Source organism: Aliivibrio sp. S3MY1 (assembly GCF_028765575.1).
Taxonomy (GTDB): domain Bacteria; phylum Pseudomonadota; class Gammaproteobacteria; order Enterobacterales; family Vibrionaceae; genus Aliivibrio.
The window spans coordinates 26439-45151 of record NZ_JARACO010000014.1 but is presented as its reverse complement, the minus strand read 5'-3'; the positions used below and the strand labels follow the sequence as shown (position 1 = coordinate 45151).

Sequence of the window (18713 nt, the reverse complement as noted above, 5' to 3'; positions counted from 1 at the left end):
AATTGAGCTAGAAACCATTTTACATCAGTGCATTAACTTAGCTTGTGTACTTTGTAAGCATCTGTAACAAAAACCAGTAATCAAACGATCACTGTTTTTTGTCTTACTCTTCGAGATAACCTAGTGATTTTAGTGATGCAAGATCTGACTTAAGAATAGTTGAGTTCTATCAGATTGTGGATTTTCAAAGAAATCGACGGGATTATTTTCTTCAATAATCTCTCCAGCATCCATGAAAATTACCCGATCGGCGACTTCTTTAGCAAACCCCATCTCATGAGTTACACATAGCATCGTCATCCCTTCATCGGCGAGTTCAACCATAACATCAAGTACTTCGCGTACCATTTCAGGATCGAGCGCTGATGTTGGTTCATCAAATAACATCACTTGTGGATTCATACACAGCGAGCGAGCTATCGCTACACGCTGTTGTTGCCCACCAGACAGTTGACCTGGATATTTATCGGCTTGATCTGGGATTTTTACACGTTCAAGAAATTGCATTGCTAATGCTTCCGCTTCTGCTTTTGGCATTTTCTTTACCCAAATAGGGGCTAAGGTACAATTTTCAAGTACCGTTAGGTGAGGGAAGAGGTTGAAGTGCTGGAAACACATACCGACTTCTCTACGTACTGCTTCTATATTCTTTAAGTCTTCGGTAAGTTCTGTACCTGAAACGTAAATATGTCCCTTTTGGTGTTCTTCTAGACGGTTAATACAGCGGATCATGGTTGATTTCCCCGAGCCTGAAGGGCCACAAATAACAATCTTTTCGCCTTTTTTTACTTGTAAGTTGATGTTCTTAAGCACATGAAATTCGCCATACCATTTGTTCATGTCATCTAACTTAATCATATAATCTTGTTGAGTTGTCATAACTACATCCTTGAATTCTGTTAATTATCGCTTGTGGCCTGTATGAAGTTTGTTTTCTAAATAGATGGAGTATCTCGACATAGAGAAACAGAACACCCAGAAAACCAAAGCGACAAAGACATAACTTTCTGTTGAAAACCCTAACCACTCAGGATCGGTATTTGCGGCTTGGCCAATACCGAGCACATCAAACATACCGATAATAAGTACCAGACTTGTATCTTTAAATAAGCCAATGAAAGTATTCACAATAGAAGGAATTGTGATTTTTAATGCTTGTGGCAAGATGATTAAGCGCATCTTTTTCCAATAGCCCAATCCAAGTGCATCCGCTGCTTCATATTGACCGTTTGGTATTGCTTGTAATCCGCCACGAACCACTTCAGCCATATATGCAGCACTAAATAAAACCACACCAATGAGTGCTCTAAAGAGTTTATCTAGCTCCATACCTTCAGATAAAAACAGTGGAAGCATAACCGAAGCCATAAAGAGAACTGTGATTAATGGAACACCACGCCAAATCTCAATATAAACGGTACACATGCTGCGAATTATCGGCATTTCAGAGCGGCGGCCTAGCGCAAGAGCAACGCCAATAGGAAGTGAAACAACGATCCCCACGATGGCAATAACCAGAGTAATTAATAACCCACCCCAAAGGTGAGTATCAACGACAGGTAGTCCAAATACGCCGCCATACAATAAGAAGGCTGCAAAGAATGGAAAGATGTTTACAAAGACTAACCAAATTGCAAATTTCTTAGGTGTATGTTCGTAAGCGAGTAGGGCTACAAAGATAGCTAGCAGACCATAAAATAACTGAGGTCGCCATAATTCATCAGTAGGGTAGAAGCCATACATGAACTGGTCCCAACGAACGTTGATCATTACCCAACAAGCCCCTTCACTTGAGCAGGCATCACGTGTTGTTCCTATCCAATCGGCATTGATTAAAGCCCAGTTGACTGTATTCCACAGACCACTAAATGCTAAATACGCAATAGTAATAGTTAGAATTGAATTAATAGGGCCGTTAAATAGATGTTTCTTAAGCCAAGTTACTGCGCCCACCGTGTTTGCTGGTGGCGGAAGATCTGGCTGAAATTGATGTATGCTCATGATTACCTCTCAACCAGTGCGACTTTACTGTTATAAATATTCATCAAAAATGAGGTCAATAGGCTTAAGGTTAGATAAACCGCCATTGTCATTGTGATGATCTCAATAGCTTGCCCTGTTTGGTTTAACGTAGTACCTGCAAATACTGACACTAAATCAGGATAACCAATAGCCATTGCTAATGAGGAGTTTTTTGTTAAGTTCAAGTATTGACTTGTTAGAGGGGGAATAATGATGCGCATCGCTTGTGGGATAACAACAAGTTTTAGTGTTTTATTTCTAGGTAAACCTAAAGCCATTGCTGCTTCTGTTTGCCCATGGCTAACCGCATTAATACCTGAACGTACAATCTCTGCAATAAAAGAAGCAGTATAAACACTTAATGCCACAACTAATGCGGCTAACTCTGGGATAATACTGATGCCCCCTTTAAAGTTAAATCCTTTAAGTTCTGGGTAATCAATGGAAATAGGCATTCCTGAAATAAAGTAAGCTACTGTTGGTAAACCAATAAGGGCTAGTAATGAATATCGAAGCAAAGGGGTTTGTTGACCCGTAAGCGTTTGTTTGTTCTTTGCCCATTTAGATAAAAAGATAATAAAGACAATCGCAATAATTACGGCCATGCCGATAAGGTTAGAACCTTCTTCAAATATAGGTCCAGGAAAGAATAATCCACGAACATTTAAGAATACGCTTTCACCTAAACTTAAACTTTGACGTGGGGATGGAAGTGCTTGTAAAACAGCGAAATACCAAAAGAAAATTTGTAATAAAAGCGGGATGTTTCGGAATATTTCTATGTAGACAGCTGCGCATCGACTGACGAGCCAGTTGCTAGATAATCGAGCAATACCAACGGTAAATCCGAGTACAGTCGCAAATAAAATCCCTAAAATAGAGACTAATGCAGTGTTTAAAAGCCCAACAATAAAAGTGCGTCCATAGGTATGTGTTTCATCATACTCCACTAAAGATAAACCAATACCAAAGCCAGCCTCTTGATTTAAAAAACCAAGACCAGTCGCGATACCACGAGATTCTAAATTGGATAATGCATTGTTAACTATGGAATAAAAGAAAAATACAAGTGCAGCAACCGCTATCACTTGGAATAAAATCGCACGAAATGTTGGATTATAAAAGAGGTTTTTATTTTTAGATGACATACAACGACAACCTTAAATCCATTGATTAAAAGGGGTGAAAATTCACCCCATAAAATTGTGTTACTTATCTTTATTATTGGCTGATTAACGAATTGGTGCGGCGTACATGAAACCGCCTGCGTTCCACAGTGCATTTACGCCACGTGAGATTTGTAGAGGAGACCCTTCACCAACGGTACGCTCAAAACTTTCACCGTAGTTACCTACTTGTTTCACGACTTGGTAGCCCCAATCATCACGGATCCCTAAGCCTTTACCTTTAGGGCCATCAACGCCAAGAATACGTTTAATGTTTGGATCTTTTGATTTTAGCATTTGGTCTGCATTCTTAGAGTTAATGCCGTATTCTTCAGCATTAATCATTGCATTTAGTACCCATTTGTTGATGTTGAACCATTGGTCATCACCTTGGCGAACAACAGGGCCTAGTGGTTCTTTTGAAATGATTTCAGGTAATACTTGTGCTGTTTTTGGATCTTTTAGATTCAAACGAAGTGCATATAAACCAGATTGGTCAGTGGTTAATACATCACATCGACCCGCATCAAAACCTTTAGAGGTTTGTGCTGCGGTATCAAATACGACAGGTTTGTATTCCATGTCATTGTTACGGAAGTAATCGGCAAGGTTAAGCTCTGTTGTGGTTCCTGATTGAACACAAACAGATGCACCATCAAGTTCTTTTGCACTGGTTAAACCAAGCTCTTTTTTCACCATGAAACCTTGACCATCATAGTAATTAACACCGACAAAATTTAAACCTAAAGACGTGTCACGGTGTAGCGTCCATGTTGTATTACGAGAAAGAACGTCAATCTCACCCGATTGCAGTGCAGTAAAGCGTTCTTTTGCAGTTAGAGGTACATATTTAACTTTTGATTTATCGCCTAAAACAGCGGCGGCAACCGCTTGACAGAATTCTACATCAATACCTTCCCATTCACCTTTTGAGTTTGGGTTTGAAAAGCCTGGAAGGCCGGTACTAACACCACATTGTAAATATCCATTTTTTTTCACTTTTTCTAATGTACCGTTTGCAGCAACAGCTTGTGTTGATAGCAGCAATGCCGAAGCGGTAAGTGCAGCATAGAGTGAGGTCGTTTTAAATTTCATCTGTGTCTTCCTTGTAATCCATTATTGAATTGGCGTATCACAATCTATTGTGTTGTGTTGTCCATTTGGTAACGGGTCGCTCAGATTATGAGTAACTACATTTAAAATATATAGAATTGTTATCTGTTTGTGAAATTATGTGTCATCTAAATTATAGGCAAAGAGATCTGTATTTTCTAAAAAATATAGTTGATTGAACTGCAATATTAACTTTATATAGTGTAATTTATCTGGTCTTACATCTATGGATGTAACAATATTGTTAATTTATTTATTTTTTGAATCTGTTAAGTCAAAATGAACAAAATAGTGAATAAATACCTTCTTTTGTTAAAGCAAGGTATAGTGAGTCAAGAACATAAAACGTAAGGATAAAAGCAGTAATGAGATATTTTCCCATTTTTATGGATATTCAAAAGCGACCAGTCTTAGTCATTGGTGGTGGGGAAGTTGCGTGTCGAAAGATTGACATGCTATTGCAAGCAGATGCAGATATTACTGTGGTCGCTCCTTCGATCAAATCCTACTTGATGAATTATGTAGAAGAAGGAAAAATTCACTATATAAAAGGGTTTTACCATAGTGAATTATTAACAAAAGAATATGTGCAAGTTTGGGCAACGACGGATAATTCAGATCTAAATCATCAAGTTTATCGTGATGCACATGACGCTCGTATTTTAGTGAATGTTGTAGATGATACCCCACACTGCGATTTTATTACCCCATCAATGGTGAATCGCGGGCGAGTGCAAGTTGCGATATCCAGTGGTGGCTCATCACCAGTGTTGATTCGTATCATACGAGAGCAAATAGAAACGCAATTATCAACAAAAGTAGCAATGTTGGCTGATTTTGGCGCAGATAAAAGAAATGTAATTAAACAACATTTTTTAATCGTAGACGAAAGAAGAAAGTTTTGGGAAACCTTTTTACGTGCGCCAGAAATAGAGACACTTACAACTCGTAATGAACTTGAACATCTTTTCAGTCAGCACCTGTCAAAAAATATTGAACCAACGGCTGAACGGAATTGGATTGAATACCATCAAGAAACAGAAATGTTGACGTTGAAATCGTTACGCTTGATGCAACAAGCCGAATGGGTGATCTGCTTTGAAGATTGTCCATCTGAATTTGTTGAATTATGTCGCCGTGATGCAGAGCGATTATTTGTTAGTTCAGAGCAAGAAATCGTCGAATATTTGGCTCAAGCAGAACGAGAAAAAGTGAGAGTTACGATCTTAATGAAAAAAGGTCATCTCGTACGCAATGAGAAATTACAGAGCTACTTATCAAGTGATATCTATGTGCCAACACTTTAAGGAAAGTGGATGCAATATTTAACAATAAAGGATGCCATAGAAGAGCAAATAGAGAGTGGCAGGCTTGAACCAGGGCATAAGCTTCCTTCGGAAAGAGTATTAGCAGAAGCATTCTCAACGACTCGAATTACGTTACGTGAAGCGCTTAACTATTTAGCTTTATCAGGGAAAGTATACAAAGAAGAGAGAAGAGGGTGGTTTGTATCAAAGGAAGCTCTAGCGTTTAATCCACTTGTCGAAATAGATCTTTCATTAGTATGTAAGCAAAAAAATAGATCTTATAGCATTAAAGTACTGGATTCAAAGCGTCTATTAGCACCTAAAATGGTGGCTGACACATTAAAGTTAGCCCCTTTTTCTTATGTTCTAATGTACAGTCGATTGATCATGCTAGAAGGCAGAAAGGTAGCCGTCCAATATCTGTATCTGCCAGAGTTATTATTTCCATCATTAAAAAATATGGATAATGACAGTAATGTTATAGCGCTTCTGAAAGAGCATTATGGCTTAGAAAATTATAACTTATCGTTAAAACTTGGTGTTATTCCTGCGACAGAATTTGAGTCCGATATATTGAATATTAGCTCAGGAAGTATGTTGTTGGATATTCAGCAATCTGCAATAAATAACGATAAAAAAGGCTATTTATTACAGGTGACCCGCTGTTGTCATGATGCGATTGAGATTAAGATTAAATAAGTGAGCCTCGTAAGCGTTGAGTTGGTTAATTCAGTCGCTTTGGCGCTTGAGCGCCAGCAACGGGTCGATTAACTGAAATAGTTCGACCTTTTTTAAGCCCTTTCTCGTAATCCGCTGTCATATTAGCCATGGCTTCACGTAGCTGTTGCTTAAATGTTTCGCGGTCGATATTTTTAAATTCTTTATCGATGTAATCATTTATCTTGTTGGCTGATTCATCATCGGGTGCAATGACGGGGAGTTTTTCAAGAGCACCTTCAATCCAACCGGCTAAAAATGAATTCACTCGTTTAGTGACTTCGAGTTGTCCTTTGCCAGAGCCTGCAAAACTATTTTTAAACTGACCTGTTTGTTCATTCATTTCGCGATAAACAATATCGAAGGCGAAAGCCGCAAAAATAGCACGATCAGCAGAACCAATAAATTCGACTTTTTTGAGCCCTTTATGGTTTAGCAATACGGCTTCAACACCAAATCGGGTATTGATACCACGAATGATCTTTAAAATATTGCTGCCAACGTTACTCGGAAGTAGATGAGTACTTTGGGTTTTTCCCATCTTGATAAATTCAATGTCATCTTTTTCAAGGCCATACTTAAGCATAAGGCGATGCGCCATCTTAATGGCTTGAGCGGCTTCATTCACATTAGCTGAATTACCGAGTTCAAGACATTTAGCGATCTTTTTTAGAGCCTTTTGCTTTGTAGACGACATAGATTTACCTTACTTTTTAGCGGGTCGTTATTTTACCTGTCTCTTATTTGATTTGGAAGATATTTGGTATTTAAAAGGTGTAGAAGTGAGGTTAACAAGGAGAAAAGGGGAGCTTACTTATATACTTAGGACAGCGGATGGTGCTCTTTATGTCAGTAAATAATCACAAAGAAACACCATTTCTTAACTATTAAGCATTAATGGGGAGAGTTAAATCCCTAATTCATCAAACAAAGAGTCATCAAAATCTTGAGATGGCGTATCTTTTATCCCTGAGGTTTGATTATTGCCTGATTTGTGTTGCTCAAATAGGTCATCAGCATCAAACTCTTCTTCCTGTTCAAAGCCTTCAAGCTCAATAAACTCAGTCTTATCCATTGCAAGTTCAAGATAGAAAATATGATTATTTGCCGTGGTAAAAGTCACTCTACGTGCCTGAGGTCGATCTAAATTAGTATCAACTGAAAGAATGACTTGTTTGTTTAACGTCAGCATCTTTGGTTGGTTTTGAGAAATTGTGGTTTGTAATGTTTTTCGGATCTGTCCAGTAAAATCACCAACGATTTGGTTCATTAACTCACCAAGAACATCTCCAACTTCATCTGATGTATGTAAAATAGCTAGCTCTTCATCAGGCATACCCATATTACGCATATACCTTGTATACAACTCTAGTGCTGCGTCTTTAGTAAAGTTAGTGACAACCAAGCCAGAGAAGCCACCATCAAAAAGAACAAAACAACCAAAGTCAGGCTTTAAGCTTGTCTTTGTTATTTTTTGAACCATCGATGAATAGTTAACAGGACTTTGCGTAGCCTTAGTTAATACCCCAGACATTGAGCGGCATAAAGTAAGAAGAATATCGTCAGTCGTAATGGTTTTTGTTTTATTTTTTCTGATTGCAGGTTTCATAACGTTCTCTATAAAAAATGTGCCATCGAATCTTTGGCGGAATACCATCTTGTTTATGTTCTGTGTAATGGTTGGTGTTGATCTTTGGTTTTACTGACTCTTATGAGACGAGTCATATTATAAATATTTACCGGATATAGCATAGCTTTGATGTTTTATCCATGCGAGATGTTGTAAAGTGTCTATAGAACAACATTAATAGTGCTGAGGGATCAGCGATTTTAGGAGCATGGAGCAATGTTACCAGTATTATCATTTCAGTCGTCTATCGACCCAACGGTACTTGAATATTTAGAGCAACTCGCAAAAACCGATTTTAGTGGTGATGTCGAAACGACGTACTCAAGTCGTTTGGCAGTTGCGACCGATAACAGTGTTTATCAACAATTACCTCAAGCCGTTTTACTTCCAAAAACAACAAAAGACGTTGAATGTTTAGCTTCTCTAGCAAACCAAGAACACTATAAAAGAGTGACCTTTTCTCCTCGTGGTGGTGGTACTGGTACCAATGGTCAGTCACTAACAAAAGGTATTGTGGTCGATCTCTCTCGTTACATGAATAATGTGTTGGAAATTAATGTCGAGCAGGGCTGGGCGAGAGTTCAAACGGGATTAATTAAAGATCAACTTAATGATGCTCTGCGCCCGCATGGCTTTTTCTTTTCTCCTGATTTATCGACCAGTAATCGAGCGACTATTGGTGGGATGATCAATACTGATGCATCCGGACAAGGTTCTCTAAAATACGGTAAAACCTCAGATCACGTATTAGCGGTAACCGCCGTTCTGGCTAATGGACAGTGTTTGGATACATCACTTTCTTATGATGAACAATCAGACGCTGTTCGATCTGTCTTAGATATTACAGCAGCAGTGTGTCGCGATAAGCGTAAACAGATTGAAGATAAATTTCCGCCATTGAATCGTTTTTTAACGGGGTACGATTTAAAAAACGCATTAAATACAGAAACAGATCAATTCGATATAACGCGAGTACTATGTGGTTCAGAAGGGTCATTAGCCTTTTTAACCGAAGCGAAAGTAAATATTACACCTATTCCAAAAGCCAGAACCTTAATCAATGTAAAATATGATACGTTTGATGCAGCATTACGAAATGCCCCATTTATGGTTGAAGCTAATGCGCTTTCTGTTGAAACCATCGACTCAAGAGTATTGAATTTTGCAAAGCAAGATATTGTTTGGCATAGCGTTAGTGATTTAATTACTGATGTTCCAAACAAAGAAATGCTTGGCTTAAATATGGTGGAATTTGCAGGAACAGAGCCAGAAGTGGTTGAACAGCAAGTTTTGGATCTTATCGCAAAGTTAGATCAACTTATTGAATCAGAAGCTGCTGGTATTATCGGTTATCAAATAACGCAAGATATTACCAGTATTGGTCGTATTTATACGATGCGAAAAAAAGCCGTGGGTTTATTAGGTGCAACAAAAGGTGCCGCTAAGCCAGTTGCTTTTGCTGAAGATACTTGCGTACCACCAGAGAATTTAGCCGATTTTATTCAAGAGTTTAGATCGTTATTAGATTCACATCAGCTCAATTACGGTATGTTTGGCCACGTTGATGCTGGGGTACTTCACGTACGTCCAGCCTTAGATATGTGCGATCCAAAGCAAGAAGCATTAATGCATACCATTTCAGATCAAGTGGTTGCTTTAGTGTCAAAGTACGGCGGTTTAATGTGGGGGGAGCACGGTAAAGGCTTTCGTTCAGAATATGGACCAGAATTTTTTGGTGAAGAGCTATTTCTAGAGTTGCGTCGTGTGAAAGGCGCTTTTGACCCTCATAATAAAATGAATCCGGGAAAAATCTGTACGCCGTTAAACAGTAGCGATCAATTGGTTAAAGTAAGTGATACAAAGCGTGGATATTATGACCGTCAAATCCCAATTGAAGTAAGAGATAGCTTTAATCAAGCGATGGAATGTAATGGTAATGGTTTGTGCTTTAATTATGAAACAAGCTCACCAATGTGCCCATCAATGAAAGTAACAGCGGATCGTCGTCACTCTCCAAAAGGGCGAGCAGGACTTGTTCGTGAATGGTTGCGTCAATTATCAGAACAAGGAATTGATCCTGTTGAGTTAGAGCGAGAACTTCTAACAAAGCGTCCCTCGATTAAGCAAATTATAGATCGTATTCGAAATCGTATAAATAAAGATAAAGAATACGATTATTCGCATGAAGTACACGACGCAATGATGGGCTGTTTAGCTTGTAAAGCCTGTGCAAGCCAATGTCCAATTAAAGTGGATGTGCCAAGTTTTCGTTCGCGTTTTTTAAATATCTATCACAGCCGTTATCAACGACCAATGAAAGATTACATGGTGGCGAATATTGAAACTATGTTGCCGCTCATGGCTAAAGTACCCAAAGTGATTAATGGTGTATTAAAACAATCTGTAACGAAAACGTTAACAAAAAAAATAGTAGGCTATGTTGATATGCCTCTATTATCTGTTCCCACGTTAACTGAGCGTTGTCGGAAGAAACATATTTCTCCATTTAATCTAGAAACATTGAAAGGTCTTTCTGAAAAGGAACGTAAGCAGCATGTAGTGATTGTTCAAGATCCGTTCACTAGTTATTATGACGCTGGTGTTGTGAGCGATTTTATTGAACTCATTCAACGCCTAGGATTAACGCCCATATTGCTGCCATTTAAACCAAATGGTAAAGCACTGCATGTAAAAGGTTTTTTAAAACAGTTTACAACCACAGCTCAAACAACGAGTGAGTTTTTAAATCAAGTTTCTGAATTAAAAATACCAATGGTTGGCGTAGATCCTGCATTAGTTCTTTGCTATCGGGATGAATACAGTGAAATTTTGACGGATAACCGTGGTGATTTTACTGTTTTGACTGTGCATGAGTGGTTGTATCCTAAACTATCTTCTTTTGATAAAGCGACGGTGTTTGATACAAGGCCTTGGCAATTATTTGCCCATTGTACTGAAAAAACTAAAATGCCAAATGCTGAAAAGGAATGGGGAGAGATATTTACTCATTTTGGATTAACATTAAATACGGTCCCGGTAGGTTGTTGTGGAATGGCTGGTACTTATGGGCATGAAGCGGATAAATTAGAGAGTTCGAAAGCAATTTATGATTTAAGTTGGAAAGGTAACTTAGCTAATTTAGATAAAGAGCGTTGTCTGATCTCTGGGTACTCATGCCGAAGTCAAGTAAAGCGCTTTGAAGGAGAGCAATTGCAACATCCTTTACAAGCGATATTGACGAATATTTAAATAGCTTAATTCTGCGTTATTTTGTGATAAAGTAGCGCAGGATTTCCGTGAGATAGTTCAGATTATTTTGCATATACATTGACTTTATATGTAATGCAGGGTCTCTTTGTTTTTTACGGATTGGTATATTGTTGGTGTTATTTTTGTTAGAGTTATTGATAAATGAGCAGTGCTGAATTAATTAGACGCATTCCACAAATGAATGTGTTGGTTTTTACTGAAAAAAGAGAGCGTAGTACTCAGATCCGTCAGTTTTTTCAGAAAGCAGGCTTTAAGACTGCTGATTCTTTTAATGTCAGTATGAGTGCTTCAGAATTACCTGTTTATGACTATTATTTTATTGAATACCATTATGCTGATCATGAAGTAATTTGTGAGATAGTTAACCACGCTCGTGAAAAAGCCAAGTTTGGTAAACGACCTATTTTTATTATCGACATAGATAATGATGACTCACTAGTTGATGACATTAATGCAAGAGAGTTGTTTCCTGATTTTGTTGTTAATAGTCCAATTAATTTTGGTTATATAGATGATTTAATTAAAAAATCCTTTAATTTAACCTTGCTTATAGAAAAGTTAGTAGGCGAAGTCAAAGGATCTCAATCCGCTTTTATTCAGCGCGCACAGACTTATCCTGGAACGTATAAAAATCGAATGTTACTTAATATGACTTTAGAAGAGTTGTATAAAGCGAAAGATTTTTCAACATTTAAAAAAGTGTATCAACGTCACGATAAAAGTGATGTCATGCCACAGAATTTAATGGCGTATTGTCATGTGGTAGAAAAACCAAAAGCGATCCCTGTTCTTGAGCTTTTACTTCGTTCTAAAAAGTATTTATTTAAAGCAAATTTAATGCTTTCTGATATTTACACAGAAGCAAAACAACTATCTAAAGTCCAAGCTTATTTAGCAAAGGCGTTTGAAAATAACCCTAAAAATGATAAAGCGTTTTATTCTTATTTAAAATTTATCATTGAAAATAATGAACCAGCATTAGTGCATAATATGGTAATGAAGCGTTTTTATCATATAGGTATTAATCCTACGACATTAAATCGTATGATCATGGATATTGCAGACCTTGTTTATAAGTCAAATATGAGCTTGAACAAAGAGCAGTATCGTCGTTATTTTGGTCAGCTTATAATCACGCTAAAAAAACGTATAGCGATGGATAAGCGTGATGAATTGCAAGGTTATATTAATATTTTCATTGCTCGCCAGTTGTTTAAGCAAGGTAAGCGTTACAAAGCTAAGGCAATAGCGACGACATGTTATCACCGATTTTTATCTGAGCGAAAAGTCGCATCTGATGAATTCCGTGTTGCTGCTTTTGGTGTATTGGCAATGTCAGGTGAAGTAAAACTGTGTGTTGGCCTATATAAAATATTTGATCAAGCTAGCTTAAAAAAGAATGCGCCTCAGTTGTTACAACAAGGTATGACGCATTTTCAAAAATTAAATAAAGTTTATCAATGGCTAAGAGGCCAAACGTCTTCAGATGGTAATCAAGCACAGTTGACTAAAATTGGTCAAACGTACCCTTATTCATCAGACTTAAACTACATGCTACTTACTCTAACGCTAAAGGGTAAAAATTTGATGAAAGATCCTGAAAACATTAAACAATGTTTAAGGGTGATTCATCGAATGGAAAGAACAAACAATACTGCAGGTTATGAAAACGTAATGTCATCAGTTGAACAAAATAAGAAAATTTTAATTGATGTTTTGTTGGGGAGTTCATAGATTTAGCTAATTTTCTTCTCAATAGGTTTCATCCATCACAGAGATAGGTAAGAGTGATTTAGCTTTTTTCCCAAAATAGTCCACACTTAAGTTATCAAAACTGATTGATAGCACGTTAGGGGGCTATAATGGAAAATAAAAAAGTAAAACAATACATGAGCGCGCGACCTCTTTATTTGACAGCGGATATGTCATTATCAGCGGCTTTGGATCAATTTATTACTTCGCAGCATATTGGCGGTCCTGTTGTAAATGAACAACGTGAAGTGATTGGCTTCATTTCAGAGCAGGATTTGATTAAGTCGTTAATTGGTGTGAGTTACCATTGCCAAGATACGCACGTTGTTGAAGATGTAATGAAAACAGAAGTTCTTACGGTTACTCCAGAAGATACGATCATTGATTTAGCGCAGACCATGACCGCAAATAAACCCAAAATTTACCCAGTGGTAGAGGAAGGTAAGTTAGTTGGAATAATCACTCGTCGAAATGTACTTCAGGCATTGAGTGAGTCAATTGGACATTGTTTCAAACACCCAGTGTAGAAATTATAGCTATAAAATAGTGATATAAATAAAAATTAAGACACTTCGGTGTCTTTTTTTATATTTGAGTAAACTTATCCTTGACCTTGGAGTTAACTCTAAGGTCTATAGTTAGAGTAGATAAACTAAAAACCTAACAGAAAGGATTTTCTCATGTGTACTACTCATAAAACCACACATAGCCATGATCATAAACATAACCCATCAAGTTCGTGTTGTGCTGCACCAAAGATCACGGCAATAAAGGCAGAAAGCGCGGTTGCTGATTGCTGTAGCAGCGTTGATAAATCAACAGATGCGGACTCATGTTGCGGAAGTGATCCTGGAGAATCAGACCCCTTAGCTGTCACCTCTAAAACATCGAATAACGGTTCGTTATCACGCAGTTGGCTTATTGCGGATATGGACTGCCCAAGCTGCGCTGCAAAATTGAAAAAAGCGATACTAGCGATTCCAGATGTCATTGATGCTAACGTTATTTTTGCAACCGAAAAACTGACAGTAAGAGCGAAGAACGAAGCGGTATTTGAACAAATTATTAGTGTGGCTAAGACCACAGGTTTCCCGTTATCTGATATAGGTGCAAAAAACACATCAGAGAGTGAATCTCAGCCGTTCTGGAAAAAGAATATATTATTGTTAACCTTGGTTGCTTTCTTAGTTATCGCAACAGGTATTAACTTAGTAAATAAAGAACTAGGCACAATCGCTTTTACTGTCGCAGGTCTATTTGGATTAATTCCTATTGGACGTAAAGCGATTCGTTTAGCGATAAATGGATCGCCATTCTCAATCGAAACGTTAATGACGGTAGCTGCAATCGGTGCTGTTTATTTAGGTGAAACGGTAGAAGCGGCCATGGTTATCTTATTGTTTATGTTAGGTGAACAATTAGAAGGCTATGCGTCGGCAAAAGCGAGAAGTGGTGTAAAAGCATTAATGGATTTAGTGCCTGATACTGCAATTCGTATTAAATCGGATGGCACTAAAGAAGAAGTACCAGCATCAGCATTAAACGTAGGAGATAAAGTTCAAGTTTCTCCAGGCGATCGTTTAGCCGCAGATGCAATTTTACTTTCTGAATTCGCTTCTTTTGATGAAAGTGCATTAACCGGTGAGTCAGTTCCTGTAGATAAAAAGGCTAACGATCCATTAATGGCTGGTTCTATTGTTAATGATCGTGTGATTGAAATTCAGATCACTTCGGCACAAGGTGAGAATGCGATAGATCGTATTTTACATCTGATTGAGGAAGCAGAATCTCGCAAAGCACCTTTAGAGCGTTTTCTTGATAAGTTCAGTCGTTGGTACACGCCAGCAATGATGCTGATGTCATTACTGGTGATTATTATTCCACCATTGATGTTTGGTCAATCATGGGACACGTGGATTTACCGTGGTTTAGCTATGCTGCTGATCGCTTGTCCTTGTGCGTTAGTGATATCAACACCAGCAGCGATTACTTCAGGTCTAGCAACTGCGGCAAAACGCGGAGCTTTGATTAAAGGGGGCGCTGCATTAGAAGAGCTTGGTCATATTCAAAACATCGCATTTGATAAGACGGGAACACTAACCCAAGGTAAGCCAATACTGACTGATATTCGTGTTTTAGTTGAAGCTGAAACTGAAGAAAGTATTTTATTTCAATCTGCCGCAGTTGAAATGGGTTCATCGCATCCTTTAGCAAGAGCCGTAGTAATAAAAGCGCAAGAACAAGGATTAACTGTTATTGAAGCCGATGAGCGTGAAACCGTTGTCGGTAAAGGTATTAAGGGTATCGTCAATAATCAACGTATTGAATTGTATGCACCACAACAGTTTGATGGTGAGGTTATTCCTGAAATCGAAAGTCAAATATCGTTCTTAGAGCAACAGGGTAAAACGGTTGTACTTGTACTGATTAATAAGCAGATCTCTGGATTATTAGCATGGCGTGATGAACTGCGTCCCGATGCCAAAATAGCCGTTGAGAAGTTAGTTAAATTAGGTATAAAACCAATCATGCTTACTGGCGATAATGAACGTGCAGCAAAAGCGATTGCTAAAGAGCTGAATATTGACTATAAAGCGGGCTTATTGCCATCAGACAAAGTGAAATACGTTGAGCAATTAACTGCACAGGCAAAAACGGCAATGGTCGGTGATGGTATTAATGATGCGCCAGCAATGAAGACCGCTTCTATTGGTATTGCGATGGGAGGAGGAACAGACGTTGCTCTTGAAACAGCGGATGCGGCATTAACTCATAATCGTTTAGAAGAGCTAGCACCAATGGTAGCGCTATCAAAAGCAACACTGAGTAATATTCGTCAGAACATCACTTTAGCGCTTGGTTTAAAGGCGGTATTCTTAGTGACAAGTTTATTTGGTATAACGGGTTTATGGGTTGCGGTATTAGCCGACAGTGGTGCAACAGCCTTAGTTACCTTAAATGCACTTCGTTTATTACGATTTAAAGAGAAAGTGTAATAATATTATTTCGAGATTAATAATGAAATAGTTAAAGCCAACAGTTTTCTGTTGGCTTTCTTTATTAATATGCGATTTCAATTAATTCTTGAATGTTTACATCATCAATTTGTTCAGAGCTTAAAAACTTATCCGCATAGTTTAGGTAAACTCCATCAGTTAAAAATAAGCTAAACAAGGAAGCGTCAATATGTTTATTTTTTGCCATAAAAGCTAATATTTTTAAGGATTCAGATAATGTTTTAGGTGTTTTATAAGGACGATCACTCGCCGTTAATGCTTCAAATATGTCTGCGATAGCCATCATTCTTGCAGTGATAGGCAGTTCTGATGCTGGAATACCATAAGGGTACCCTTTTCCTGACATTTGTTCATGATGCCCACCTGCAATTAGAGGTATATTTTTTAGATGGTCAGGATAGGGCAGCGTTTTGAGCATATTAATAGTTTGAATAATATGGTCATTAATTAAAAAACGCTCTTCACTGGTTAGAGTGCCGCGTTGAACTGCGAGATTATATATTTCACCATGATTAAATTTGAATGGGTACGGTTTTAGATTAAACTGTTCATTTTTTTTTCTATTTAGATCCCAAGGAATAAGATGGCTACTGTTATTTTGTAAAACCGTTTCAATTGAGGGTGTTTGCTTATCATTATCTGAGAGCAACTGTGCTTCTTCCCATGATAACCCTAGTCGTTTATCCAAAGTTCGAGTAAAGATTCTGGTAGCAAGCTTATGCAAACGATCAATATTGTCATCGTGATAAAACTCATCACCTAGGTTAGATTGAGCGATAAAAGCAAATTCTTCTTCTAGTTCTTTTATTGTATTGAGATAGTTTTCTTGTAATAAAGCCGCATTTGACTTGTCATCAATAAGTTTTTTTAAATACGTGATTTCAGCGTCTCTTTTGAGTACTTCATAGCGAGTTCGTATTTCATGAATACGGTTAGTAAACATATCTAATTTTGTTGCTTTATCAATAACGTGATCAGCGGTTGTTAATTTTCCACAATCATGAAGCCAAGAGGCGAGATAGAGTTCTTCCCATTCTTGCTCACTCAAAGAAAAATCTTTCCATTCGGCTTGGTTCTTTTGAGCCGCTTTAGCTAACATAAGGGTGAGCTCTGGTACTCGCTGGCAATGATTTGCGGTATGCGCTGACTTTGTATCAATGGCGGAAGCAATGGATTGAGTAAAGGCGGTAAATAATGCTTTTTGTTGCTCAAGAAGGTTATGTTTTCGAATGGAAATAGAAATTATATGAACTAAGCGCTCTATAAATGCAAGAGTGTTATTGCTCAGGTTATTCTCTGGCGTAACATATACTTGTAAGCAACCGATAACTTTATTTTTCTCATTAAATAAATTGAAATTGTATTCAATGTTTTTATTCTCTAATATTATCTTGTGATAGTTTTTACTTTTGTTTTTTATATCTATTTTACTAAGACCTTCATAGCACACAAAATCATCTTCTTTATTTATAATAAATAACTTACTTGCACCATTAGTTATTTTATCAATTTGTTTGACGACAGAAAGTCCCAGTTGAAATGTATTGTCGGTTCTAGAAATAATTACTATTTGGGAAAGAATATTATCAGTAGTTAAACTTATTAACTTCATTGAGTCACTCAGTTTTTGTATTTCTTCTATATTGCTTTTCTTATACTTTTGGTTTTTAAATTCAAATCGCATTATGCTATTAGCATTCTCAATGAGATTATTAATCTTTGATGATAGGTTAAATGAAATGTAGATTAAAATAATAAAACAAAAAATCGAATAAAGAATGATTTGTTTGATGAGTGAATCCAGAATTGGCGTTAAATTTTTTAAAATTACATGAGTAGGAATTAAAGTAATAAATTCGAGATTTGAGTTTCTAAATGAATTTGTTTTAATGTTGTAATCAATTTTGTTTTTAGATACCACACTCTTTTTTTTCAATATAAAAGAGATAAGTTCATTATTATTGAATGGAGTGTTTCTATTTGAATGGTATAAAAAGCTGTTGTTCATACGGTCATAAATATGAAAACTAACATCCGTATTATTTAATAACTCTCTATCAATAGTATTAAACACATTAGTCGTTGATATCTCGATAATAATTTTTTGTTGATGATTTCCTAAGTAACTTAAGTAGATATGATTATTTAGATGTAAATAATGATTATTTTCAGCGTATCTCCAGTGAGATTGTAAAAAGGATTGATTAACAGGTATGATATTTAATAGTTTATCAACGTAGGTTATACGGACGCCTTGTTCATTTGAATTATATAAAGAGATACTAACTAATGAAGGTACTTGGTGAAAATCATTGATTAGATTTTTTCTTAGTTGTGGTGAGGGATTGTTGAAATTAAAAGTTGGATTATCTTTTATTTCTTCTGAAATATCATTAATCTGATTGATTGTTGATTCAATATTTATTTTAATAAGCTTGTAATGTAACTCGATGACATCTTTCACGTGACGTTGAGAGAGCTCTGATGAAGACGTTTTAATGACAAAATATAAATGGGTGCACCCAATAATAAATAAGCCACCAAATACAATGATTAAGTAGTTTTTTAACGAAAGACTACGCATAGAGTTCACCTTTAAATACCCTGTCTTTTTAAAAGATAGTATTCAAACAACTAAAAAACATTATATTATATATTTTAAACTATAGTAACACCAATATTATTTACGATGTCACTAGAATAAATAGTATGTAAACAT

At 37.0% G+C, this 18713-nt stretch carries 13 protein-coding genes; 6 read left to right on the top strand and 7 right to left on the bottom strand.

Annotated elements, in window-relative coordinates:
- Positions 1-129: 129 nt before the first annotated feature.
- From PVK62_RS10725 to PVK62_RS10710, 4 genes are all read right to left on the bottom strand, one after another.
- Positions 130-879 carry an amino acid ABC transporter ATP-binding protein gene (locus PVK62_RS10725; RefSeq protein WP_045102311.1) on the bottom strand — a complete coding sequence of 250 codons (750 nt, stop codon included), beginning with the start codon at positions 877-879 and terminating at the stop codon, positions 130-132.
- A 24-nt stretch (positions 880-903) separates the two neighbouring features.
- Complete coding sequence (locus PVK62_RS10720) at positions 904-2001, bottom strand: amino acid ABC transporter permease (RefSeq protein ID WP_274444863.1); 1098 nt, start codon at positions 1999-2001, stop codon at positions 904-906.
- A 2-nt stretch (positions 2002-2003) separates the two neighbouring features.
- A complete protein-coding gene (locus PVK62_RS10715) occupies positions 2004-3170 on the bottom strand; it encodes an amino acid ABC transporter permease (RefSeq protein WP_274444862.1) in 1167 nt (388 codons plus the stop codon).
- 84 nt (positions 3171-3254) lie between these two features.
- Positions 3255-4283 (bottom strand): amino acid ABC transporter substrate-binding protein, encoded by a 1029-nt coding sequence (locus PVK62_RS10710; protein WP_274444861.1) that lies wholly within the window; start codon positions 4281-4283, stop codon positions 3255-3257.
- Positions 4284-4666: 383 nt separating this feature from the next.
- Here PVK62_RS10710 and PVK62_RS10705 point away from each other — a divergent pair, with 383 nt between their 5' ends.
- Together PVK62_RS10705 and PVK62_RS10700 are read left to right on the top strand one after the other, a co-directional pair.
- A complete protein-coding gene (locus PVK62_RS10705; RefSeq protein WP_274444860.1) occupies positions 4667-5608 on the top strand; it encodes an NAD(P)-dependent oxidoreductase in 942 nt (313 codons plus the stop codon).
- Between the two features lie 9 nt (positions 5609-5617).
- On the top strand, positions 5618-6307 hold the full coding sequence (locus PVK62_RS10700; protein WP_274444858.1) for a GntR family transcriptional regulator: 690 nt from the start codon (positions 5618-5620) through the stop codon (positions 6305-6307).
- 25 nt (positions 6308-6332) lie between these two features.
- On the opposite strand, the gene PVK62_RS10695 is transcribed toward PVK62_RS10700, so the two are convergent.
- A complete protein-coding gene (locus tag PVK62_RS10695; RefSeq protein ID WP_122033022.1) occupies positions 6333-7022 on the bottom strand; it encodes a DUF2786 domain-containing protein in 690 nt (229 codons plus the stop codon).
- 210 nt (positions 7023-7232) lie between these two features.
- The gene (locus PVK62_RS10690) at positions 7233-7934 is read right to left on the bottom strand and encodes a DUF3334 family protein (protein WP_274444856.1); all 702 of its coding nucleotides are present in this window, start codon (positions 7932-7934) and stop codon (positions 7233-7235) included.
- Positions 7935-8171: 237 nt separating this feature from the next.
- Here PVK62_RS10690 and ydiJ point away from each other — a divergent pair, with 237 nt between their 5' ends.
- The 4 genes from ydiJ to PVK62_RS10670 all read left to right on the top strand — a co-directional run bounded on the left by ydiJ (position 8172) and on the right by PVK62_RS10670 (position 15973).
- Positions 8172-11204, top strand: coding sequence for a D-2-hydroxyglutarate dehydrogenase YdiJ (ydiJ, locus tag PVK62_RS10685; protein ID WP_274444855.1), 3033 nt, complete (start codon positions 8172-8174; stop codon positions 11202-11204).
- A gap of 162 nt (positions 11205-11366) precedes the next feature.
- Positions 11367-12959, top strand: a complete 1593-nt coding sequence (locus PVK62_RS10680) for a hypothetical protein (protein WP_274444853.1) — start codon at positions 11367-11369, stop codon at positions 12957-12959.
- Between the two features lie 128 nt (positions 12960-13087).
- Positions 13088-13504 carry a CBS domain-containing protein gene (locus tag PVK62_RS10675; protein WP_274444852.1) on the top strand — a complete coding sequence of 139 codons (417 nt, stop codon included), beginning with the start codon at positions 13088-13090 and terminating at the stop codon, positions 13502-13504.
- A gap of 153 nt (positions 13505-13657) precedes the next feature.
- Positions 13658-15973, top strand: coding sequence for a zinc/cadmium/mercury/lead-transporting ATPase (locus PVK62_RS10670; protein ID WP_274444850.1), 2316 nt, complete (start codon positions 13658-13660; stop codon positions 15971-15973).
- Positions 15974-16037: 64 nt separating this feature from the next.
- On the opposite strand, the gene PVK62_RS10665 is transcribed toward PVK62_RS10670, so the two are convergent.
- Positions 16038-18578: an HD-GYP domain-containing protein gene (locus PVK62_RS10665; RefSeq protein ID WP_274444848.1), complete on the bottom strand. Its 2541-nt coding sequence runs from the start codon at positions 18576-18578 to the stop codon at positions 16038-16040.
- Positions 18579-18713: the final 135 nt, after the last annotated feature.

Coding starts and splice junctions, on each gene's coding strand:
- PVK62_RS10670 (WP_274444850.1), top strand. CDS start 13,658: ATGTGTACTACTCATAAAACCACACATAGCCATGATCATAAACATAAC.
- PVK62_RS10720 (WP_274444863.1), bottom strand. CDS start 2,001: ATGAGCATACATCAATTTCAGCCAGATCTTCCGCCACCAGCAAACACG.
- PVK62_RS10715 (WP_274444862.1), bottom strand. CDS start 3,170: ATGTCATCTAAAAATAAAAACCTCTTTTATAATCCAACATTTCGTGCG.
- PVK62_RS10725 (WP_045102311.1), bottom strand. CDS start 879: ATGACAACTCAACAAGATTATATGATTAAGTTAGATGACATGAACAAA.
- PVK62_RS10690 (WP_274444856.1), bottom strand. CDS start 7,934: ATGAAACCTGCAATCAGAAAAAATAAAACAAAAACCATTACGACTGAC.
- PVK62_RS10695 (WP_122033022.1), bottom strand. CDS start 7,022: ATGTCGTCTACAAAGCAAAAGGCTCTAAAAAAGATCGCTAAATGTCTT.
- PVK62_RS10665 (WP_274444848.1), bottom strand. CDS start 18,578: ATGCGTAGTCTTTCGTTAAAAAACTACTTAATCATTGTATTTGGTGGC.
- PVK62_RS10675 (WP_274444852.1), top strand. CDS start 13,088: ATGGAAAATAAAAAAGTAAAACAATACATGAGCGCGCGACCTCTTTAT.
- ydiJ (WP_274444855.1), top strand. CDS start 8,172: ATGTTACCAGTATTATCATTTCAGTCGTCTATCGACCCAACGGTACTT.
- PVK62_RS10710 (WP_274444861.1), bottom strand. CDS start 4,283: ATGAAATTTAAAACGACCTCACTCTATGCTGCACTTACCGCTTCGGCA.
- PVK62_RS10680 (WP_274444853.1), top strand. CDS start 11,367: ATGAGCAGTGCTGAATTAATTAGACGCATTCCACAAATGAATGTGTTG.
- PVK62_RS10700 (WP_274444858.1), top strand. CDS start 5,618: ATGCAATATTTAACAATAAAGGATGCCATAGAAGAGCAAATAGAGAGT.
- PVK62_RS10705 (WP_274444860.1), top strand. CDS start 4,667: ATGAGATATTTTCCCATTTTTATGGATATTCAAAAGCGACCAGTCTTA.